Origin of the sequence: Paenibacillus sp. KS-LC4 (assembly GCF_036894955.1) — a bacterium.
In the GTDB taxonomy this organism is placed as follows: Bacteria; Bacillota; Bacilli; order Paenibacillales; family Paenibacillaceae; genus Pristimantibacillus.
On the sequence record NZ_CP145905.1, the window covers coordinates 1,511,448 to 1,533,270 of the forward strand.

Genomic DNA, 21,823 nt, shown 5'->3' on the forward strand with positions numbered 1-21,823 from the left:
TCCTGATGTTAAACCGGCAGCGGGCCGGAAATCGGTTCGAAGTTTTTACGCAATTCATCATTATCAACAATTTCTTTCCATGGGTCTGTCGTCACACTGAGTGCTTTCTGTACACGCTCCATTAGCGCGAGGCGGTCTTCCTGCTTCTCCAACGCTTTCTTCACTGTATCAAGACCGACACGGTCGATCCAGTGTGCGGTCCGCTCATTCCACTGTCCTGTTTCGCGGTAGTATTGCAAGTAAGCACTCGTCCATTCCATAACCTCTTCTTCTGTTTTTACCGTAGTCAGCAGGTCACAGGCTCTTACCTTTACGCCAGCATTACCGCCCACATGAATTTCCCATGCTCCATCAATAGCTACGACGCCCAAATCTTTAATCGTTGCTTCCGCACAGTTGCGGGGGCATCCTGATACCGCCAGCTTGAACTTCGCTGGAGCGTTCAGTCGCTCAAAAGCTTTTTCCAGCTTAATGCCCATAGCCATCGCATCCTGTGTGCCGAAGCGACAGAACGTATTGCCGACGCATGTTTTGACGGTGCGGAGCGTCTTTCCGTAGGCGTGGCCCGATGCCATCTCCAGCTCCTCCCACATTTTTGGCAAATCTTCTTTCTTTACACCGAATAAGTCAAGGCGCTGACCGCCTGTAAATTTCACCAGCGGCACATTGAATTTCTCTGCTACCGAAGCGATTTTAATCAAGTCTGCTGGAGTCGTCACGCCGCCATAAATACGTGGGACAACGGAATAAGTGCCATCCTTCTGAATGTTGGCATGATAACGTTCATTCGTGAAGCGGGACTCCTTCTCATCGACATATTCCTCTGGGAACAGCATACCTAGATAGTAGTTGAGGGAAGGGCGGCACTTGGAGCAGCCTTCTTTGTTATTCCAATCGAGCACATGCATCACTTCTTTGACCGTCATCAGACGCATGCTTTGGATTTGTTCGACGATTTCATCACGGCCAAGCGATGTACAGCCGCAAATTCCTTCCTTCGCCGATTCACCGACCTTATCACCTGCGTAGAAATGCAGCAGTCCTTCGACGTCAGCCTTGCAGCCGCCGCAGGATGCGGACGCCTTCGTGCAGGCTTTTAGCTCCCCAAATGTATGGCAGCCTTTATTAAGGACCGCATCGCCAATGGCACCTTTAGTGACGCCATTGCAGCCGCAGACGATTTCATCATCGGGCATATTTTCCAGACGGCTTGCACCGCCACCTGACTTGCCAAGCAGATCGCTCGAAATGCCGAGCAGCAGTTCTTTCTCGCGGCCTTCAATCGAATCTCCGCTTTTAATGGAAGCAAACAACGAAGCGCCATCTGCTGTGTCTCCGAATAATACTGCACCAACCAGCTTGCCGTTCCGTATAACGAGCTTTTTATAAGTGCCTGCCACATCATCTTGAATCCGCATGGCGCGTGAGCCTTCGGTCTCAACAAAGCGCCCCGCTGAAAAAACATCGACGCCGGAAACCTTTAGCTTGGTGGAAGTTACCGATCCGGCATAACCAGCCGTTTCCACGCCAGCAAGACGTTTCGCAAGCACTGCGCCTTGCTCATACAATGGAGCCACAAGGCCGTAAGCAACGCCTCTATGCTCGACACATTCTCCGAGTGCGGATACATGAGGGATGTTCGTATTCATAAAATCATCGACGAGTATGCCGTTGTTATAGTCAATACCGGAGCTTTTAGCCAAATCGACATTCGGACGAATACCGACCGCCATCACGATTAGGTCAGTAGCCAAGTGGCTTCCATCGGTAAATTGCAGCTCCTTGACTCTGCCGCGGCCTGTGATAGAAGCAGAGTGCTTGCTTAATAAAAATTTCATGCCTTGCGCTTCAAGCTCCTTTCTCAGCATGAGCGAGGCCGCTTCATCAAGCTGTCGTTCCATAATATAAGGATGCTTATGAATGACCGTGACTTCCATACCGAGGTTGAGCAAGCCGCGGGCAGCCTCCAAGCCGAGCAGGCCAGCGCCGATAACGGCTGCTTTTTTGTACGTTTTTGCAGCACTGAACATTTTCTCGCAATCTTGAATGTCACGGAAGGCAATGACGCCTTCTTTGTCTGCGCCGGGAATAGGGAGCATAAAGGCTTTGGAGCCTGTTGCGATAATCACTTCATCATAAGAGACTTCCATACCGCTGTCGGAAATAACAACCTTGCGCTGCGTATCGATCTTCTTGATCGTCTGATTCGTGTGAAGCGTAATGCTGTTCTCCTTGTACCAATTCCAATCATTAATAATGATATCTTTAAGCTCGGTACTGCCCGCGAGTACGGTGGACAACATAATACGATTATAGTTAGGGTGCGGCTCCGCACCGAAAATCGTGATTTCGTAAGCGTCTGGGGCGAGCTTGAGCAAATGCTCGATTGCACGGACACCTGCCATGCCGTTGCCGATAAGGACTAATTTTTTAGAGTCTGTCATAATGGTTCTCTCCTCTCAAATAGGGCAGCTCTGTCTAGGGAAATATAAAAAGCCTGATTTCGCTGCCAAGGACACAATTGTGCTTCCCTTGGTAGAACGAAACCAGGCTCCATTGCCGGTTCAATCGAATACGCCATTGTACTCGTGAAAAACGTTATAGTTGATAGTGCTACTATACACTGGATTTTTATATTGTGTCAATATAGCTTACGCGAATTGTTGTATAATTTGAGGTGTCGACAAATTAAAGGTCTTTGTGTTATAAATATTCACAACAGTTAACTAGGAGGGGGCGCTCCTGAATGCGTTCTTTATTACTAATTGAACATAAAGCAGTCGAGCGGGAGCCTAAACAACAGAAAAACCAGGCAGACCGTGATATAAGCAGCCTTTTTCCAGAAGCTATATTGGAATCCAGCGGTTACTTTGTTTTGTATGGCAGCAGCGAGGAGCTTGCGCGCAAGCATATGACTCAAGCGGATGCGGTAGTATTAAATCTCCCATTAAACGACGTAAAGTATTGGGGCACTAAGCTGCTAGGTTGGAAAAAGATTCCGATGCTTTGGTGGTGCAGTGCCGAAACCGCAACGCTTTCGAATGCTTTTTGCGAGGATGATCTTCCGGTGGATGGCATCATTACGCCGCTTATGAGCGAGCAGGAGCTGCATTGGGCATTCCATTTTGGCGCCAAGCAATGCAGCGAGCGTCAGCAATGGCATATGGAGCGCCAGCAGCTGGAGGGCCGTCTGGAAGAACGGAAATGGATCGATATGGCCAAGGGTATTTTATGCGACATCAAAAAAGTTTCCGAAGCGGAGGCTTATGACTTGCTGCGCAAGCAGGCGATGAATGAACGCAAACGACTCGTGGATGTAGCAACATCCATTGTGAAGGTATATCAGCTGCTGCAGGAGCAAAAATAAGGGGGAGTACCAATGATCACCAATCTACTGAAGGAAGTCGGGCGCGGCAAAAGGGGAGCGCGTGATTTGACCTATGCTGAAGCGGTGCAAGCAGCCGAATGGATTGTGAATCTGGAGGCGACTCAGGCTCAGATTGGCGCTTTTTTTATGGCGGAGCGGATTAAAATGGAAAGCGTTGAGGAGCTTGAAGCGTTCGTTAACGTGTGCCGGAGCCAGGCCCGCCGCGAGCATGTGCAGGAGGGGATAGACTGTGCAGGACCATATGACGGCAGGAAAAAATCATTTTACGCCACATTCGCGACCTCCTTCGTCTTAGCGGCGGCTGGATTACCGGTTACGCTGCACGGCACTGCTTCGCTTCCTCCCAAATGGGGCATTACGCTGCAGGATCTGCTGTTTGAGCTGGGTATAGATCCGAAGCAGCTTTCACAGGAGGCATCACTTGCAGCTGCTAGGGAGACGGGCATTTTGTTCGTTCCAGCAGAAGAGTGGTGTCCGCCGCTTAAGCGGCTGCATGGACTGCGTGAGGAGATGGGCATGAGAACGGTGCTGAACACAGCTGAGAAGCTTGTCGATTATGGGCATTCGCCTTATATCATATTTGGCGTTTATCACAATACGGTGTTTGACCGCACGTCAAAGCTAATGATGAATTTGAACTATAAGAAGGCGCTCATTGTTCAAGGGATGGAGGGCTCGGAGGATTTGTTCATCGAGCGGCCGACGAGGACGTACCAGGTGGAGAACGGCGAAGCCAGCCTGCAAATGATTGATCCGGATGCGTATGGTCTGGAGCTGACGCCTCCTGAGGTCGACTGGACGCCTGCTGAGCAAATTGCCGAGACGGAGGCTGTGCTTAACGGAGGCGGCCATCTTGCTTTTATGAATCAGGTGCTGCTTAATGCAGCGGTTCGGCTTCATTTGGCAGAGCGCGTCGATTCCATCGAAGAAGGCTTGTATACGTGCAAGGATTTGATTGACAATGGAACGGCATGGGAGCTCTATGTGAAGTGGAAGGTTAGCTTGCTTGTTTCGCAGCAGCAGCACCCGCTTCATAAGGCGACGGTTACAACGCTTTAATCGTAACCATGTATAGTTATCCTATTCATTTACATGAAAAAAGCAGTCTTCAAGCTCGCGTCGGGGGCGATGTGAAGGCTGCTTTTTTATAAATTTTGGATGTGACTTAATAGTCTTCGACCACCTGTTTATATTGATTAGAAAACAATGGCTGTTTATGCTTCAGACGCTCAATTTCCAGCTTAATAATGGACTGTTCTTTCACAATGTATTCGACATCTTGTTTGAGGCTGGTTACCCCCTGACTAACATGTGAAACCTTGTCATGTGTATGGCGAACAATACTAATAATATCTTCGTTCTGCGCGACTTCGATGCGATCAAGCTGAATTTGCATTTGATCGAGTCGAGTATCGACCTGATCAAAACGCTTGTCCATCTGATCCAAACGAGTATCGACCTGATCAAAACGCTTGTCCATCTGATCCAAACGAGTATCGACCTGATCAAAACGCTTATCCATCTGATCCAAACGAATATCGACCTGATCAAGACGCTTGTCCATCTGATCCAAACGAGTATCGACCTGATCAAGACGCTTGTCCATCTGATCCAAACGAGTATCGACCTGATCAAGACGCTTATCAACCTGATCAAGACGCTTGTCGACTTGATCAAGCTTTTCATTCGTTTGCTGTGCAAATTGGATTAATAACTGCTCAATACGATTCATTTGTTCGCTCATTTAACAGCCCCCAAAAGTAGTAAAATTAGTATACCACTTAAATCGTTTAAAGTAAGGATCTTTTTGCGCAAATAAGCGAAAAAACATAAAGCAGGCGGTAGCATTCCGCCTGCTGGAGAGAACTATATTTTACAGCTAGAGCTTGTCCATTTATCGAAAAAGGCATTGTCGCAAGCATGCTTTTCTCTAAATACAAGCATGTATACGTCTCATTCTCCTTAGTATAGGGAAATGGTTAACGTATCCTTCTCATGATACGAATGCAGCGTAGCTTCGCTGCCGACAATTTCGACGCTGATCAGCGACTTGATACAGAGCTTAAGTGCATTTTTTCCCGTGTTCAGCTTGCGGTTCAGTACATCGGTCAATTTCTCGACAGCTTTTTTATTCGTATCCGTTATATAGACGGGAATCGTTTTATTTTGAAACAACAGCATTGTTTTCATAAAGGATTTCCTCCGCTCATTGGCTAATTTTAATTTTACTTTACTTGATGAATCTTAAGCGAATCTTAAAAAAAAGTTATGAAAAGGTTACAAAATCGTAATTTTTTCTATTTTGGACTGGATTCCGCTTTTGCTTACGAAATTCGGACGGGGTGCAGTTCAACGTCTTGCGAAATACTTTAACAAAATAGCTGATATGGTCGAAGCCGACCTCCAGCGCGATGTCTGAAATTTTGCGTTCCGTATGCAGCAGCAGCTCGGCCGCCTGATTCACCCGATAGGCGTTCAAATATTCAACCGGCGTCTGCCTCGTCATTGATTTGAAAAAACGGAAAAACTGTCCTTCGCTCATCGGAATTTGCTCCGCCAGCTCGCCAATGCGTATGGGTCTGCGATAATGCAGCTGGATATAGAGGATGCTTTTCTTAAGTCGCTCTATTCGAGTTCTGTCATCCGATCTTGCCTCGCTGCGATTGCACGCTCGGTTCTCGATGGCGATCTCATGCAGCATTAAGTAAAAATACCCTTTCACCGCCGCTTCAAAACCAGCATAAGGAGCTCGGCAGCAGTTGATCATTGATCGGAGCAGGAATAGCAGCTGCCGCTTCCAACCGTTGTCCGGTGATATGTGCCTCGGGAACGTCTTTTTCTTCTCTTGGAACGGACGAACGCAAGTTTCTTGTACAGCATCGTAGCTTGTGCTATCCAGCCAGCGAACGTCAAAAACGATGGCGCAATAGGTGCAGGAGGAGCCATTTAAAGAGTGCCCCGCATGGATATCTCCGCTGTCGATGAAGACGGCTTCGCCTGCGCGAACGGGAAAATACTCCGTGTCAATCTGGAAGAGCATTTCGCCCTCTAATACAACTAGAAACTCAGCCTCGTCATGCCAGTGGCAATCTACATTTACCTCACCGGGGGCATATTCCATCCAGTAAGCAGCAAGAGGAAAGGTAACATCGCCGTGCATGCGGTCTTCCCTGAGCGAATGACGCAGCGTCAAATCCATTGCAGTCAACCTCCGGTGATGAAAAGTCAGAATGGTGTTATAAATGGGCATAATTCTGTTAGTTTGTTGCTTTGCTTATCAGTATAATGCAAAATAGAACGATTTAAAAGTCAAACACCTATTATATAAGCAGAAAGGTCGGTTCTATTATGAAATTTACTGACGGCAACTGGATGCTGCGTGAGCAGTACAACCTTCTTGGCGCGGTACAAGCCCATGATTTTGAGCAAAAGGATGGCGTGCTTACCGCTTATGCGTCTCCGCGTCCTATTTTGTCACGTTCCAATATGTTAGATACGATGCTGCTTACGGTTCGGTTTCATTCTCCGATGCCAGGTGTTGTAGGCGTCAAGCTGATTCATCACATGGGCGTGCGTGAGCGTGGTCCTGTATTCGAGCTGACGAAGGAAACCGGCAATTTTGTTACTATAGAAGAAACAGAAGAAGCGGCGATCCTGACAAGCGGCAGCCTTAGTGTTCATATTCGCAAAGGCCCGGAGTGGTCAGTGGATTTTTACCGCGGCTCAGAGCGCATTACCGGAAGTCAGCAGAAGTCGATGGCGTATATTACGGAAGGCAAGGAGAAAGCCTATATGCGCGAGGAGCTTGATCTTGGTGTGGGCGAATGGGTTTATGGGCTCGGCGAGCGTTTTACTCCTTTCGTGCGCAACGGCCAGGTCGTTGATATTTGGAATCAGGATGGCGGCACAAGCTCCGAGCAAGCGTATAAAAATATTCCCTTCTATGTAACGAATAAAGGCTACGGCGTATTCGTCAACCAACCGGATCTCGTTTCCTTTGAGATTGCGTCGGAGAAAGTGAAAAAGGTTCAATTTCATGTGTCCGGCGAATCCCTTGAATATTTCGTTATAGATGGCCCGTCGATTAAAGAGGTGCTTGGCAAATATACCGAGCTGACCGGCAAGCCTTCTTTGCCGCCGGCATGGACGTTCGGACTATGGCTGTCGACCTCTTTTACAACCAATTATGATGAAGCAACGGTGAACTCCTTCGTCGATGGCATGGAAGAGCGCGGCTTGCCGCTGCATGTATTCCACTTCGACTGTTTCTGGATGCGCGATTTCCACTGGACGGATTTCAAATGGGACGAGCGGATATTCCCGGACCCTGTCGGCATGCTGAAACGCCTGAAGAACAAGGGGCTAAAAATCTGCGTATGGATAAATCCTTACATTGCACAGCGCTCCCGTCTGTTCGAAGAGGCCAGGGAAAAGGGCTACTTGATCAAAAAACCAAATGGCGACGTATGGCAATGGGATATGTGGCAGCCTGGCATGGGCATTGTGGACTTCTCGAATCCTGCGGCCTGCGAATGGTACAAAGGCTATCTGCGTGAGCTTGTAGATATGGGCGTCGACAGCTTTAAAACCGACTTCGGCGAGCGAATTCCGACCAATGTGGTGTACCACGACGGCTCTGACCCTGAAAAAATGCATAATTTCTACACCTACCAATACAATAAGGTTGTATTTGAGGTATTGGAAGAGAAGCTGGGCAAAAATGAAGCTGCGCTGTTCGCGCGTTCCGCTACCGTTGGCGGTCAAAAGTTCCCGGTTCACTGGGGCGGAGATTGCTACGCGGATTATGAGTCCATGGCTGAATCGCTGCGCGGCGGCCTGTCGCTAGGCTTGTCCGGCTTTGGCTTCTGGAGCCATGATATCGGCGGCTTTGAGAGTACTGCTCCAGCCCATGTCTTCAAGCGCTGGCTTGCGTTTGGCTTGCTTTCCAGCCACAGCCGGCTGCATGGCAGCAGATCGTACCGGGTGCCTTGGGCGTATGACACGGAGGCGGTTGATGTTACCCGCTTCTTCACGAAGCTCAAATGTAGCCTGATGCCTTACCTGTTTAATACAGCTGCGCAAGCGGTGGAGCATGGCTTGCCGTCGATGCGTGCTATGGTGCTGGAATTCCCGGAGGACCCAACCTCCGAATTCCTTGATCGCCAGTACATGCTGGGTGATTCCATTATGGTTGCTCCTGTATTCGACGAAAACGGCTTTGTGCAATATTATTTGCCGGAAGGAAGCTGGACGCATCTGCTGACTGGAGAGATTGTAGAAGGTGGAAAATGGTTTAAGGAAACGCATGATTTCCTCTCGCTTCCATTATTCGTTCGTCCAAATTCGATCATTGCAATCGGTGCGAATGACACGAAACCGGATTATGACTATGCGGATGGCGTAAAGCTGACGGCTTACAGCCTTGCTGATGGAGCATCGGCATCGACCACGGTTCGCGACTTGAAAGGAGCTGCCGAGCTGCTCGTTACCATGAAACGCGAAGGCAATGAAGTCTCCGTGAAAGTACAGGGCAGCGGCAAAGCGCTCAGTCTGACCCTTCATGGCATTGGCGAAGTGGCAAAAGTCGATGGCGCGGCTTCGCTTGTGGACGGCGTTGTATCCATTGCTGCTGGCGCGAAAGAAACGGCGCTGACGATTACGTTGAAGTAAATGAAATAATGAATGAAATAAACAAACGGCATCATGCACGATGTTTATTTATAACAGACCAGCGCCTTGTGACGACCGGATCAACAGTCGTTGCAGGGCGTTTTTTTCCTGGCGTGCAAGACTTCATGCAGCAAAATAACATATAAAAAGACTAACATGACAGCTGTTTTTTGCAGCGCTCCTTCTATATAATTTTAAATGTAAGTTACAAGACTGGAGACATTAAATTCACAATATAAAGGAGTGCGGCCAAAGTGGGACAAATCGGAATTGGTTTGCAATTGTATACGCTCCGTGACGCGACAGCGGAAGACTTCGAGGGGACGCTTCGCAAGGTTGCGGCAATGGGCTATGAAGGCGTGGAATTTGCGGGTTATGGCGGTATTGAAGCGGAGAAAATGCGTGATTTGCTTCAGGAGCTTGGACTGAAGGCAATCGGAAGCCATATCGGCCTGCATTTGCTGGAAAGCCAGCTGGATGAAGAAATCGCTTACTTGAAAACAATTGGCGCAAAATATGCGATTTGTCCTTATTTGCTGGATGATCAGCGCAGCGCTGAAGCTTGGGCGAAGCATTTTGTAGCTTTTGAGGAGTATGGCAAGCGTTTCCGCGAGGCGGGAATTGATTTTGCTTATCATAACCATGATTTTGAATTTAAAGTGGAAATCGACGGCAAAGAAGTATTTGATGCGCTTTATGAGCGAATCAGCCCTGAGCTGCTAAAAGTAGAAATGGATATCGGATGGGTGCAATTTTCCGGCAAAGACCCGCTCGCATACATTGCGAAATATGCAGGACGCCTGCCTTTGCTTCATTTGAAGGACTACCGCGACAACAATGGCCAGCTGCCAATTGATACGGTAGAACTGGGCCGCGGCGACCTTCCGCTGCTTCCTATCATTAATAGCGCAGTTGAAGCGGGTGTAGAATGGCTGATCGTTGAGCAGGATACTTGTGCGAATCCGCCGATTGAAGCAGTAGCAGAAAGCATGGACTGGCTGAAAAAGAACTTTTTGAGCGCTTAATATACAAATTTTGCTTGACCCTATACATTAATTATTGAGAAGGCAGGGATACATTTCATGAGCAAAATCAGAGTAGCAGTAGTAGGTTGCGGTTCCATCTCCAAATATCGTCACATTCCCGAATATGCAGACAATGCAAATGTAGAATTAGTTGCATTCGTTGATCCGGTTATTGAGCGTGCAGAAGGCTATGCGGAGAAGCATGGCGGCAAAGCTTTTGCAGATTATGAGACGATGCTGGCTGAAATCAAGCCGGATGCGGTTAGTGTATGTACACCGAATGCGCTTCACGCTCCAGTAGCCATTGCAGCAGCAAACGCTGGCGCACATGTATTGGTTGAGAAGCCGATGGCAGCTACGGATGAAGAAGCGGCAGCAATGATTGAAGCGGCAGCGAAAAATGGCGTTAAGCTGATGGTTGGACATAACCAACGCTTTATGCCTCCGCATGTAAAGGCGAAGGAATTGCTGAAAACGGGCATTATCGGCAAAGTTTTGACCTTCCGTACGTCGTTTGGTCACCCAGGCCCGGATGCATGGAGCATTGACGGCGCAGAAAGCTGGTTTTTCCGCAAGCCGGAAGCGATTATGGGCGCAATGGGCGATCTTGGCGTGCACAAATCCGACCTGATCCGCTGGCTGCTGGACGATGAAGTGGCGCAAATTGCTGGCTTCGTGGGCACAGTAGACAAAGACAGCGATGTTGACGACAACGCGAACTGCATACTTCGCATGAAGAGCGGCGCGATGGGTTCGCTTGTAGCTAGCTGGACTTATTATAAAGGCGAGGACAATAGCACGATTTTGTGGGGCTCCAAAGGCGTTATGAAAATCGGTACGCACCCGGATGATCAAGTAATTATTGAACTGCGCGATGGTACAGTAGAGCGCTACAAAACAGGTGAAATCTCCACAAATGAGAAGCAGCTGTCGAGTTTCGTAATTGATAAATTCATTGATTCCATCGTTAATGACACAACACCTGCTGTAACGGGCGAAGAGGGCCGCAAATCGCTTAAAGTTATTTTGAGCGCCTTCGAATCCCAAGCGACAGGCAAATTCATCGACATCAACTAATGATGATTCATTGATATATGGTAAGGATAACAAGCTAAGCGGGTTATCCCTACAAAAAACTGCCTTCGCCGACTTATAGGGTGAAGGCTTTTAAATTTGGTGGTGAAACGGTAAGCAAGTGGAGAGAAAGGTTTGAGCTGGAGAAGCGATAGCGTTCGTTTTTGCCTTTGCATTTCGACCGCTTGGCGATGTAATTCATGAAATGCAAGGGCAATGACGATCGGAAGCCAAACCTTTCGCGCAGCAGTGCGACAACTCGTTTCACTAGCATATTTAACGTCTCTCCGTCTCAAGGAGGAGAGACGCTCGGGCGCTGGTATTATTTTTTGCTTAGTATATAGTATTATAGAATAGCATATGGTAAATTAAGTTTAACAGCGAATACGTATCGTTCGCTATTCGACATTATCGAATAGTGACTGCAATAGCATATCAAGGAAAGCAAGGAGCGTCGATTATGAATGTGCAGTTTAAGAAAGGTGTACTGGAGCTATGTGTTCTCGTCTTGACGTCGGAGGGAGACCGTTACGGCTATGAGCTGGCGGTGAAAATATCTTCCAAGTTCGAGGTAGCCGTAGGAAGTGTATACCCGCTCCTCAACCGTCTAACGCAGGAAGGCTACTTCTCGACTTATCTCAAGGAATCGAATGAAGGGCCGCCACGCAAATATTATCAGCTGACAGAGGCAGGCTGGCTGCATATGAGAGCGCTCATTGTGGAATGGTCGAGCTTCTCGACAGCTGTAAACGAAATTATTGAGGAAGGGATTCGACCATGACCATGATGATGACGAAACAAAAATATATGAGCGAGCTGGAGAGACTGCTAGCCAATGTGCCGGAGCAGCAGCGGCGCGAGTGGCTGTTCGATTATTATAGTCATTTTCAACAGGCGGAGGAGCATGGGCAGAGCGAGCATGAGGCGGCCTTGGAGCTGGGTGATCCGAAGCAGATTGCGAGCGAGCTGCTGCTTGGTTATAAAGTAGAGCGGGCCGAAGTGGACAAAGGCTTCGGTAATACGACTAAGGCGGTGCTTGCAACGGTGAGCTTGGGATTTTTCAATATCGTATTTGTACTAGGGCCTTATGTGGCTGCTGTTGGCGTGCTTATTGCCCTATGGGCGACTAGCTTTGCGATTGGATTGGCAGGCGTCACAACGGTGCTGGAGAGCACGTGGAGCGGCATGTTTACACTCGCCCAGGCAGCCTCTATCGGGCTTGTCCTCATTGGATTGAGTATTTTGCTCGGTGTAGGCGTTAATGCTCTGACAAAAGGGTTTTTCGCTGCAACGGTTAAATATTTGAAGTTTAATACGAGAATCATCAGGGGGAAAAAATAATGAGAAAGCTAGTGGCTGTTGCACTTATTTTAGTCGGGATCGGCTTAGCTGGTATGATATACACCTTTAGCTGGGATGAGCTGCTGTCCTTCGGAACGAAGCCTGTGAGCCAGCAGAAGAGCGTTGATGCTGCTGGCGTAAGCAGCTTGACGGTAGAGTCAGGCTCGATGGACATTGAAGTAGTGCGTGGCAGCTCAGATCAAATTGTTGCACGAATGGAAGGACGCGTAAGCTCGAAATATTTGAACAAGGCAAAGCTCGAAGCCGAGCAGGTCGGTGATCAATTAGTTATCAAAAGCTCATATAATACGGGTTTTACTATAGGCATCAACTTTTCTTTCCTTAAGCTTATTGTTGAGCTGCCGGAGCGCAACTGGGATGAAGTGATGTTGAAAGCAAGCAGCGGCAACATCGGCGCGTCCGATATGAGCAGTCGCACTTTGGTGATGCTAACCTCTTCAGGACGCTTGAAGGGTGAGAACTTGTCTGCAAATGAGATGGAATATGAAACGACTAGTGGAGAAATTGAGCTGCTTGGTGTGACTGGGGAAAGCATGAAGCTGGATGTCAGCTCTGGCAACATAAAGGTCAAGAACTATAAGGCAGAAACGGTCAAGTTCAATGCGACAAGCGGTGAAGCAAGCTTTATTAATGGCACGGGAGAGCTGGATGGCAAAGCGAGCAGCGGTAACATAAAAGTTGAAGTGAAAGAAATTACTCACAGCATAAAGCTCGATGTTACCTCGGGCAATATCGTCGTTGAAGCGGAGCAGCCGCCAAAGTCTGCTGAGCTTAAGCTGAAAACTTCATCTGGCAGCCAGAAGGTGGAATGGAACGAGGTTCAAGTGGAAAAAGAGGATGACCGTTCCTTTGCTGGAACAATTGGGGCTGGCTCGGCGATCTCCATAGATTTGAAAACCAGCTCGGGCAATATTGCGGTTAAATAGCATATGTATAACAAGCAGTAAGCTGAAAGTCCCGCAAAGCCAAGCGCAGCGGGGCTTTTTTCTGTTTTTTAAACGGTTTTCACTTGGGAAATGAGAGGTTTATGAGCGGATTCTAATATGGCGGAGCGTTTATTTCAAATACAGGGAGGCATAGAGCGGGAAAATTCAGTCGCGGCTGTTCTTTCAGCCGCCTTAGCAAAGTGAGCAGTTTCTCATAAACGCCTGAAAACGGTTTAAAACACGAGGAAATCGCTTGTTTTACCATTTTTTGAGCCGTGTAACCGTCCAAATGCCATGTTACGATAGTTTGCGTCGGGATGACCGGCACACACAAATTACACACAACTTCGAGGAGGAGATTTCATAATGAAGAAGCAACCATTTAAAGTAGGTGTCGCTGCCGTTGCCGCAGCCGCATTAATCGGTGCAGGCGTAGCAGCACCATCGACGGTGGGAGCAGCACCAGTAGTGAAGGCGAACTCCAAGATTACTGCTTATAGCATAGACCAAGACTTGTTGAAGCAAATTGCGGAGCAATACGGAATTGATTTGAGCAAGATTAACTTTAACGGTATTACAATCAACTTCCCTAACACAGCAACAACAAATACAGGAGCAACGCAGCCGAGCACAGGAACGACGAAGCCAAGCACAGGCTCAGGTTCCACTGGCAGCACGAAACCAAGCACAGGCTCTGGTACAACAGGAACAACGAAGCCAACGACTGGAACAGGCTCTGGTTCTTCGAATACGGGAAGCGGTACAACGGTTGATCAAAGCGCTTATCAAAGCGAAGTAGTCAAAATTGTAAACCAAGAGCGTGCAAGCGCGGGTCTTCCAGCTTTGACGGTTGATGCGTTGCTTACAAAAGTTGCTGTTGCCAAAGCGAAGGATATGGCCGACAACAAATATTTCAGCCATACCTCCCCAACCTACGGGTCGCCGTTTGATATGATGAAGAGCTTCGGTGTTAGCTACTCTTACGCTGGTGAGAACATTGCTGCCGGACAACGCAACCCGTCCGAGGTTATGACTGCATGGATGAACAGCGCGGGCCACAAAGCAAATATTTTGAGCAAAAACTTCGGCAAAATCGGTGTTGGTTATTACAATGGCCAATGGGTACAAGAATTTACGAACTAGAAATGAATTAAAGCGGGCAATTATAAGCTAACTCTTTCTTTCACGCCGCGCAGCTATCTAGCCCGCGCGGCTAAGTAAACAATGGACTTAATTGATTTTGGAGGATATTTGTGATGAAAAAGCTTAGTATTTCGGCTGCTGCTCTCGTGCTTTCCTGCGCGCTTGCAGCAGCCCCCGCTAACGCGGCGGTTCAAACACATAAAGCGGCAGATGGCGATACATTTTGGAAGCTGTCCCAGCAGTATAAGGTTGATTTAGACAAACTGCTAGCGGCTAATCCAAAAATTAATCCGCTGAACATAATGGTAGGCATGAAATTGAATGTTCCGGTTGCGGCGGCTAATTCTAATTCAGATCGTGCGGCGAAAGTCAGCGCTCAGGCACTGCCAAAAGCGGCAGCGACGATTAAAGCGGAAAGCTTGTCTGCAAAAAGCATTATGGCAAGCGATGGCAATAGCTATACGTTCAGCAAGCAGCTGAATGTCAAAGCGACTGCTTACACAGCGGCAGCCTCGGAAAATGGAAAATGGGGCGCTGTCGATTATTTTGGAAATCCGCTTAAAGTAGGAACAGTGGCTGTAGATTCCTCGGTTATTCCGCTTGGAACGAAGCTTTATGTGACAGGCTACGATTATGATGGTTTGCCGGGTGGCGGCATGATTGCTGTAGCCAATGATATGGGTGGCGCGATTAAAGGCAATCGCATTGATATTTTTGTACCAGGAAGTACAGCTACTGCAAAAAGCTTTGGCATTCAGGATGTCAAAGTATATATAGTCAATTAGAGCATTACGTCAAAATAGGTTTGCAGCGCGATCAAATTTCACTCCGTTTCCAATAACCCTATGTCCAAGTCCAGCGTTCCTCGCCACCGAGGAGCGCTGGGTCTTTTTGTATATCAGAGTGCGGCTAACGGATGCGTCTTTCCGCACTTTTGCCGAGCAGCTCTGGCAGGGTGACTATGCGATAGCCCTTCTGCTGGAGGGAGGCGATGAGCTGCGGCAGCGCCTCGATTGTGCCGGAGAGGCTTTGCGCAGCGCCGCCACCGGCATGCTGTAGAATGATAGAGCCTGGGCGAAGTGTCCTATGCATATTGCTTAAAATAACCTTACTCGATGGGTTGTTTTTCCAATCTGCTGAATCAACATCCCAATTTACAACGATATAGCCGTTGTTTTGCGCCCAAGCGACCTGTTTAGGCAGCATTTCGCCATAGGGTGGCCGAAAAAAGTGCGGATGATACGGAATCATTCGACTAAGGATCGCATCGGTTTGCCACACCTGACGATGAAACGCATTCGGTGACAGCCTCGACATCACCTCATGATTGTAGGAATGATTGCCAATGATGTGGCCTTCGCGATGAATTCTTTTTACGATTTCGGGATGCTTACTCGCTCTCGTGCCAACAAGAAAAAAAGTTGCCTGTACATGATGCTTCGCCAATATATCCAGAATGGCAGGCGTAAAGCGAGGGTCGGGAGCATCATCGAAGGTTAGCGCAGCCTCTTTTTTTAGGCGTGATCCATTAAGAAAATAGGCGCCGGGATAGCGCTGCTGCAGCTTAACCCATGACATGCTGTCGGTGCGGCGTTTTTTGCCTTTTTTGCCTGACTTGGCTTTATCCGCCTGACTTAGACTGCCGCTGCTGTCTGCTATGGCCGCGAGCTGGGTGCTTGCATTAGAGCTTGCACTAGAGCTTGCACTCAGCGCTTCCGCGGATGTTAGAAAGGTGGAGATAATGAGCAGCAAAATCATCAATTTATTCAGGCGCTGGCGCATTTCTTGAGGTCCTCCATTCGGTCAGGCATATAGCCTTAATAAACGCTATTTTCCCCTAAATAACGCCTTTCATCCGCTTTACAAGGGAAGGGCACAGGCTTAAAATGAATGGGATTAAAACATAAGATGGAGGTTTGAAGCATTATGAATATCTTCGATCCAGGTAGAGCAAATGAATGAATATATGTATCGACTGTTAAAGGAGCGGTTTAATCTGATTACAGATGAACCTGCGGAGGTGGTCTACACAAGTGCTGCTGCGGCCTTGCTTGAACAGTCTGTGATGGAGGAGCTACTTGAATTATATCAGCCGCTTGTGAATGGAATGGAGCAAATTGTTGCTGAGGTTTATGCGGCCTTCTGGTTTCGCAGGCCGCTGCTGGCGCTCGTTTATTTGCTGGCAAAATATCGCATGGCCCCAAATTTGTCGTTGGATAATTTGACGCTATACATTTGCAAAGCAGATGGATATTATCATGTGTATTTCAAGCTGAACAACGCTGAGCTGCTGGAGTCTCCATCTCTGGAGGAGAAGGAGGCTGGCGAATGGGTGCGTGCGCGGCTTGAAGTTTTTTTTCACGACACCCTTGCTCCATTCTTTCATAGTATAGAGCGGGCTGGAACGGCGAAAGCTAGCCTGCTGTGGGGGCAGCTGCCCACTTCGCTTGCGTATGAGTATGGCGTCATAATGGATTCCTCGGAAAGCGAAGCGGTGAAGGAATCCGTTGATAGGCTGTATAAGATGATGAAGACGCTTGATCCTGCGATTTTTAATCGCAAAAGGAACCCGCTGGATGTTAAGTTTCAATATACGGAAGCCATTGATGACCCGGAAAAACAGATGCGTATTAAATATGCTTGCTGCCATTATTATAAAGTCGAAGGCGGCCGTTACTGTTATACCTGTCCACGTATTAGCAATACGGAACGGGATCAGCGTCGAAGCGAGCACCGCGCAAAGCTGAAATAGTACTTGTCCAAATATCAGATCATTGTCGCTCATGCATCATATAAGGTGGCAATGATCTTTTTTTAACCTCAATTAACTGAAAATTGCGAATTTTCTTATTGTAACTTCATGATATTTGAACTATAATGAGTCCCAAGAACTATACATATAGAGATAATTAGGGAAACGCTTATATATAATGACTATTTTACAACTAGGAGGAATGTGGGTATGGAGTTGGATTCAATGTCGCTGGCAAGACAAGTTGATTTTGTGTTTCGGCAATTGGAGGAGGAATTAATGAATGCGATTGCAGGAACGGTATGTATACATATCCGCAACAATGCGGTTGGGAAATTTGGCATGAGGCATAATCCTCTAGAGACGAGAAATGGTCAGTTTGAAAAGCTGAGCTCAGGCATGACCGCTAAGCAGGTGCAGGATTTTCGCAAGATGGCGATAGAGGGTCTTAAATATAGACGCAATTGGACGCATGGCGAGATTATGTATGATTTTGCTGTAAAGAATGGGGCTGGATCATGGTCGGCAAGCGTCTGTTATGAGTCAAATTACAATACGTCGAACTGGAGCTACCGATATAAGCAGCCGCGCCAATCGAATTTACGCGAGCTGTATCCTGGTGCTGAATAAAGCAGGGAATATAGCAGGCTGTGCGCTGAGATTTCAGCATTTAATGAATATAGCGATTTATAGAGAAGGAGCCTTCGGAGCCGCTGTATATGAAGCGGCTTCGAAGGCTCCTTCTTGTTCAAATATAAGAATTTATAGGTTTTTCATTTATAAATAGGCTTATATTTCTAAGGCAAAGCTTTTCGCACGTCCTAGAAGGACGACGAAGTCGTATTTGCTTGGTTTCGTATGTAATAAAGCTAAAAATCAAAATTCGCATAGACATAAGGCGATTCGGGTGCCTTAATCCGTTTAATCGTGTCCAGCTTTAAGGTCAAAATTTCGTTGCCATTATACATGGAGGTCATCAGCTTGCCCGATACTTGTACCCAATCATCTGCGGCAAATTCCTTATAATCGTCTGCATGGCTTACTTGAACCATTAAACCATACGGAATGGCATCTGCCGAGCAGCAGGTCATGGCAAAGCGGCTAACGGCAAAACGCTGCTCCCCCATGTCAGCTTCTTTGTAAATAAAACCGCTGATATCAATCGTTTTGTCCATAAAATTATCTCGAAACAAATCGAGTGTTGTTAACGTCTCGATATAAGTCGCTTCCGGGATGGCGATTTCCGGCTTCTGATACAGCTTCATGCCATATTCGGCATGGGCCTTCGTGTATTCATCATACGGGAAACGCTCTGCTAATGTCAGCGGCTTTGGCGCAATGGAAGCGGACGGCTCAGGCAAAGAAGCGGCAAGCTGGTCGGGCTCGTAACCGAGTGGCTGGACTGTCGTAGAAGCCGTGAAGCTTACGCCCTTCTTCGCTGCGGCCTTACTCCCCAGTACACCGGCAGGCGAGAAGAAGCCGAGCGCCAGCGGGAAAATAAACAGGCTGTAAATGACCGTGTTTTTGAACACGGACGGCGATGGGGCATGCTCACATCCGCATTCAGCCGAATGCTTGTGCTGCTGGCGCCGCTCTTTCAATGCGAGAAACAGCTGATGAATGGCTGCGGCATACAATCCAAGAGCAGACAGTTTGACATAGAGCTCCATCCTTGGCGCAATATAAAGGGAGAGCTGATTAGTGCGGGATAAATAAACGATAAGCAAGGCGAATGCCGTTAATATAAGTGCTCTAAGCAGATGATGCTTCATGTCCATACCTCCATAATCCAGGCTCCGAGTCCAACCAGTATGAAGCAGAGCAAGGCGAGCGCCAGTACAATTTTGAGCCGAAAGGCGGACAGCAGCATAAGCATATTTTTAAAATCAATCATTGGGCCAAATACGAGAAAGGCGAGCAGCGGGCCGCTTGTAAACACATTGCCGAAGGAAGCAGCGATAAAGGCATCCGATGTTGAGCAAATCGATAAAATAAAAGCGAAAGCCATCATCGCCATATAGGATAGCAACGGCTGATCGGCTACCGTCGCAAGCACACTCCGATCCATAATAGTCTGAATCGCAGCCGTTAGCATAGCGCCGAAAATTAAATATTTACCCATTTCAAAAAATTCATCGGAAGCATGGCCTAGCATGGCAGACAATCGGCTGCCGAGACTGCCCCGAGGTTCCGCGTGATGATGCTCGTGAGAATGGCTATGATCATGCTGGTGTCCATAATGTTTACTATGACTGGAATGGACAGCCAGCTGTGGATTGCCCTCATCCCGGAGCGGACTTTTTCGCATGAACATATGCATAATCAGCCCGATTATTACCGCCGCCACAAAAGCAAGAATCAGGCGAGCATAGGCCATTTCTGGAGCTGCGCGAAAAGCGGCAAAGGTGGCTGTGAACACGATTGGGTTGACGACGGGGCCGGCAAGCAAATAGACAATGCCGATATAAGCGGGCATGCCTTTGCGGATAAGCCGTCTGACGACGGGAATCATGCCGCATTCGCATAGCGGAAAAGCAAGTCCAAGCAAGCCGCCGAACAGCACCCCGGCAATTGGGTTTTTAGGTGTAAACCTGCGGATGATCTCATCCGTGACGAATACTTGAAGCAGGCCGGAGAACAGCACGCCAAGCAGGATAAACGGAATAGCCTCTAAAATAATGCTCAAAAAAGTAATTTTGAACGACTGAGCGTGTGAATAGTCCAGAAACGCGAACGGTGAGGGCCGATTTAAAGCAATAGCGATAATCATTCCGGCACAGCCAAGCGCCAGCAGAAAGCTTATGTAGCGAAACCTGAAAATCGGCATATAAAACCACACCCGCTTTTTATAGTAATTATTACGATTATATCATAGTTTATGCTGCCGGAAAGCAAAATAGGACAACTTTATGAGCCGAAAGCGGCTGCCCTGCTGCTTGACATTGGCTGTTAGCGCTGTATAATCATTGTAAATGCGATGAAGGGAACAAGTAAGCGCAGGCAAATTGCGTCCAGAGAGCCGGTGGGTGGTGTGAACCGGTGCAAGCCTGAAGCCGAATGGGCCCCCGAGCCGAAAGCGGAACGCAGCGACTCGCGCTGCTAATGCTTCTCCGGAAATTCCCCGTTATGGAATATTGAAGGCTGTTCCGATTGTAAAGTCGCTTCATAATGGCGATTACGGATAGCGAATTAGGGTGGCACCACGGTCCCTCGTCCCTTGCGGCGGGGGATTTTTTGCGTTGATTTTTAAATTGGAGAGGAAGATTGAGGATGAAAAAAGTATTATCAGGCATTCAGCCAAGCGGTCAGCTGACACTGGGAAATTACATTGGTGCAATGAAAAACTTCGTCAAATTGCAGCATACCGAGCAATGTTATTTTATGATTGTTGACTTGCATGCTGCGACGCAGCTGCCAGACCCGGCCGCTCTGCGCGAGCAGACCGAAGCGGTGGCAGCTTGTTATATTGCTGCTGGTATTGACCCGGCAAAAGCGAGCATTTTCGTTCAGTCGCATGTGCGGTCACATGCTGAGCTAGGATGGATTTTCACAACGCTGTCCTATATGGGCGAGCTGGAGCGTATGACGCAATTTAAGGACAAGTCACAAGGAAAGGACTCGATTCCGGCAGGGCTGTTCGTTTATCCATCCTTAATGGCTGCTGATATTTTGCTCTATAACGCTGATCTGGTTCCGGTAGGTGACGATCAAAAGCAGCATTTGGAGCTGACGCGCGATCTTGCAGGCCGATTTAATAATCGTTTTGGCGAATATTTTACTATACCAGAGCCTTATATGCCTAAGCATGGCTCACGCATTATGTCTCTTGATGATGGCAGCAAAAAAATGAGCAAGAGCAACCCGAATGCAGGAAGCTTCATTGCTCTGCTCGATCCGCCAGATGTCGTTCGCAAAAAAATTAGCCGTGCGACAACGGATTCTGGCCGAGAAGTGAAATATGATGTAGCGGGCAAGCCAGAAATCAGCAATCTCATGAGCATCTATGCCAACTGTTCAGGCTTGACGATTGAAGAGGTTGAAGCCCGCTATGAAGGACAAGGCTATGGACCGTTCAAAAAAGCGTTGGCTGAGCAGGTTGTCTCCGTGCTGGAGCCGCTGCAAGCGAGATACCAAGAAATTCGCGCATCGGGCGAAATCCACGATATTTTGAAGCAGGGTGCTGAGCAAGCTGCGGAAATAGCAGATCGTACGCTAGCCGATGTAAAAGAAAGAATGGGCTTCCTAGCGCCAAAGCGCTAGTTGTTTTGCTGCTTTAGCCGTCTAAGTCTCGCTTTCACAATGAAGCCTCCGCCGATTGAGAATAACGTAAGGACAGCAAATAGCAGAGCGAGCCAGGCGTTATAGCTCATGGAAATGGCGGTAGCGCTCATCAAAAGTACAGCAATGACGGCGAAAAGCAGCGATAATGGCTTGGACATAATGAGGTTCTCCTCTAGGGCTGTAACCGCCCGATAATATTTTT

21 protein-coding genes are annotated in these 21,823 nt (G+C 48.0%); 13 read left to right on the forward strand and 8 right to left on the reverse strand.

Annotated features, from left to right (window positions below):
- Positions 1 to 8: 8 nt before the first annotated feature.
- Entirely contained in the window at positions 9 to 2,444 is a 2,436-nt protein-coding gene (nirB, locus tag V5J77_RS06465) for a nitrite reductase large subunit NirB (protein ID WP_338554955.1), read from the reverse strand.
- A gap of 302 nt (positions 2,445 to 2,746) precedes the next feature.
- Between nirB and V5J77_RS06470 the strand changes: the two genes are divergently transcribed.
- Positions 2,747 to 3,367 carry an ANTAR domain-containing protein gene (locus V5J77_RS06470; RefSeq protein ID WP_338554956.1) on the forward strand — a complete coding sequence of 207 codons (621 nt, stop codon included), beginning with the start codon at positions 2,747 to 2,749 and terminating at the stop codon, positions 3,365 to 3,367.
- Between the two features lie 12 nt (positions 3,368 to 3,379).
- Positions 3,380 to 4,447: an anthranilate phosphoribosyltransferase gene (locus tag V5J77_RS06475; protein ID WP_338554957.1), complete on the forward strand. Its 1,068-nt coding sequence runs from the start codon at positions 3,380 to 3,382 to the stop codon at positions 4,445 to 4,447.
- 106 nt (positions 4,448 to 4,553) lie between these two features.
- Here V5J77_RS06475 and V5J77_RS06480 read toward each other — a convergent pair whose 3' ends face one another.
- The 3 genes from V5J77_RS06480 to V5J77_RS06490 form a co-directional block, all read right to left on the reverse strand.
- Complete coding sequence (locus tag V5J77_RS06480) at positions 4,554 to 5,132, reverse strand: hypothetical protein (RefSeq protein WP_338554958.1); 579 nt, start codon at positions 5,130 to 5,132, stop codon at positions 4,554 to 4,556.
- A 218-nt stretch (positions 5,133 to 5,350) separates the two neighbouring features.
- Complete coding sequence (locus V5J77_RS06485) at positions 5,351 to 5,578, reverse strand: hypothetical protein (protein WP_046228538.1); 228 nt, start codon at positions 5,576 to 5,578, stop codon at positions 5,351 to 5,353.
- 76 nt (positions 5,579 to 5,654) lie between these two features.
- Entirely contained in the window at positions 5,655 to 6,587 is a 933-nt protein-coding gene (locus V5J77_RS06490; RefSeq protein WP_338554960.1) for an AraC family transcriptional regulator, read from the reverse strand.
- 149 nt (positions 6,588 to 6,736) lie between these two features.
- Between V5J77_RS06490 and yicI the strand changes: the two genes are divergently transcribed.
- The 8 genes from yicI to V5J77_RS06530 all read left to right on the forward strand — a co-directional run bounded on the left by yicI (position 6,737) and on the right by V5J77_RS06530 (position 15,373).
- The gene (yicI, locus tag V5J77_RS06495; RefSeq protein WP_338554961.1) at positions 6,737 to 9,058 is read left to right on the forward strand and encodes an alpha-xylosidase; all 2,322 of its coding nucleotides are present in this window, start codon (positions 6,737 to 6,739) and stop codon (positions 9,056 to 9,058) included.
- Between the two features lie 254 nt (positions 9,059 to 9,312).
- The gene (locus tag V5J77_RS06500) at positions 9,313 to 10,083 is read left to right on the forward strand and encodes a sugar phosphate isomerase/epimerase (protein ID WP_338554962.1); all 771 of its coding nucleotides are present in this window, start codon (positions 9,313 to 9,315) and stop codon (positions 10,081 to 10,083) included.
- Positions 10,084 to 10,140: 57 nt separating this feature from the next.
- A complete protein-coding gene (locus V5J77_RS06505) occupies positions 10,141 to 11,160 on the forward strand; it encodes a Gfo/Idh/MocA family oxidoreductase (RefSeq protein ID WP_338554963.1) in 1,020 nt (339 codons plus the stop codon).
- Positions 11,161 to 11,617: 457 nt separating this feature from the next.
- Entirely contained in the window at positions 11,618 to 11,938 is a 321-nt protein-coding gene (locus V5J77_RS06510; protein WP_338554964.1) for a PadR family transcriptional regulator, read from the forward strand.
- The gene (locus tag V5J77_RS06515; RefSeq protein ID WP_338554965.1) at positions 11,935 to 12,498 is read left to right on the forward strand and encodes a DUF1700 domain-containing protein; all 564 of its coding nucleotides are present in this window, start codon (positions 11,935 to 11,937) and stop codon (positions 12,496 to 12,498) included. The genes V5J77_RS06510 and V5J77_RS06515 overlap by 4 nt, the downstream gene beginning before the upstream one ends.
- Positions 12,498 to 13,445 (forward strand): DUF4097 family beta strand repeat-containing protein, encoded by a 948-nt coding sequence (locus V5J77_RS06520; RefSeq protein WP_338554966.1) that lies wholly within the window; start codon positions 12,498 to 12,500, stop codon positions 13,443 to 13,445. Before V5J77_RS06515 ends, V5J77_RS06520 begins: the two co-directional genes overlap by 1 nt.
- Positions 13,446 to 13,811: 366 nt before the next feature.
- Positions 13,812 to 14,588 (forward strand): CAP domain-containing protein, encoded by a 777-nt coding sequence (locus tag V5J77_RS06525; RefSeq protein ID WP_338554967.1) that lies wholly within the window; start codon positions 13,812 to 13,814, stop codon positions 14,586 to 14,588.
- 113 nt (positions 14,589 to 14,701) lie between these two features.
- A complete protein-coding gene (locus V5J77_RS06530; RefSeq protein WP_338554968.1) occupies positions 14,702 to 15,373 on the forward strand; it encodes a 3D domain-containing protein in 672 nt (223 codons plus the stop codon).
- 124 nt (positions 15,374 to 15,497) lie between these two features.
- Here V5J77_RS06530 and V5J77_RS06535 read toward each other — a convergent pair whose 3' ends face one another.
- Complete coding sequence (locus V5J77_RS06535; protein ID WP_338554969.1) at positions 15,498 to 16,370, reverse strand: polysaccharide deacetylase family protein; 873 nt, start codon at positions 16,368 to 16,370, stop codon at positions 15,498 to 15,500.
- 172 nt (positions 16,371 to 16,542) lie between these two features.
- Here V5J77_RS06535 and V5J77_RS06540 point away from each other — a divergent pair, with 172 nt between their 5' ends.
- A complete protein-coding gene (locus V5J77_RS06540; RefSeq protein WP_338554970.1) occupies positions 16,543 to 17,340 on the forward strand; it encodes a (2Fe-2S)-binding protein in 798 nt (265 codons plus the stop codon).
- A gap of 210 nt (positions 17,341 to 17,550) precedes the next feature.
- A complete protein-coding gene (locus V5J77_RS06545; protein WP_338554971.1) occupies positions 17,551 to 17,970 on the forward strand; it encodes an O-methyltransferase in 420 nt (139 codons plus the stop codon).
- Between the two features lie 239 nt (positions 17,971 to 18,209).
- On the opposite strand, the gene V5J77_RS06550 is transcribed toward V5J77_RS06545, so the two are convergent.
- Both V5J77_RS06550 and V5J77_RS06555 read right to left on the reverse strand, forming a co-directional pair.
- Positions 18,210 to 19,112 (reverse strand): TIGR03943 family protein, encoded by a 903-nt coding sequence (locus V5J77_RS06550; protein WP_338554972.1) that lies wholly within the window; start codon positions 19,110 to 19,112, stop codon positions 18,210 to 18,212.
- Positions 19,109 to 20,167 (reverse strand): permease, encoded by a 1,059-nt coding sequence (locus V5J77_RS06555; protein ID WP_338554973.1) that lies wholly within the window; start codon positions 20,165 to 20,167, stop codon positions 19,109 to 19,111. Before V5J77_RS06555 ends, V5J77_RS06550 begins: the two co-directional genes overlap by 4 nt.
- 443 nt (positions 20,168 to 20,610) lie before the next feature.
- Here V5J77_RS06555 and trpS point away from each other — a divergent pair, with 443 nt between their 5' ends.
- Positions 20,611 to 21,600, forward strand: coding sequence for a tryptophan--tRNA ligase (gene trpS, locus V5J77_RS06560; RefSeq protein WP_338554974.1), 990 nt, complete (start codon positions 20,611 to 20,613; stop codon positions 21,598 to 21,600).
- On the opposite strand, the gene V5J77_RS06565 is transcribed toward trpS, so the two are convergent.
- A complete protein-coding gene (locus V5J77_RS06565; protein ID WP_338554975.1) occupies positions 21,597 to 21,779 on the reverse strand; it encodes a DUF5325 family protein in 183 nt (60 codons plus the stop codon). The two genes, trpS and V5J77_RS06565, sit on opposite strands and share 4 nt — an antisense overlap.
- Positions 21,780 to 21,823 lie beyond the last annotated feature (44 nt).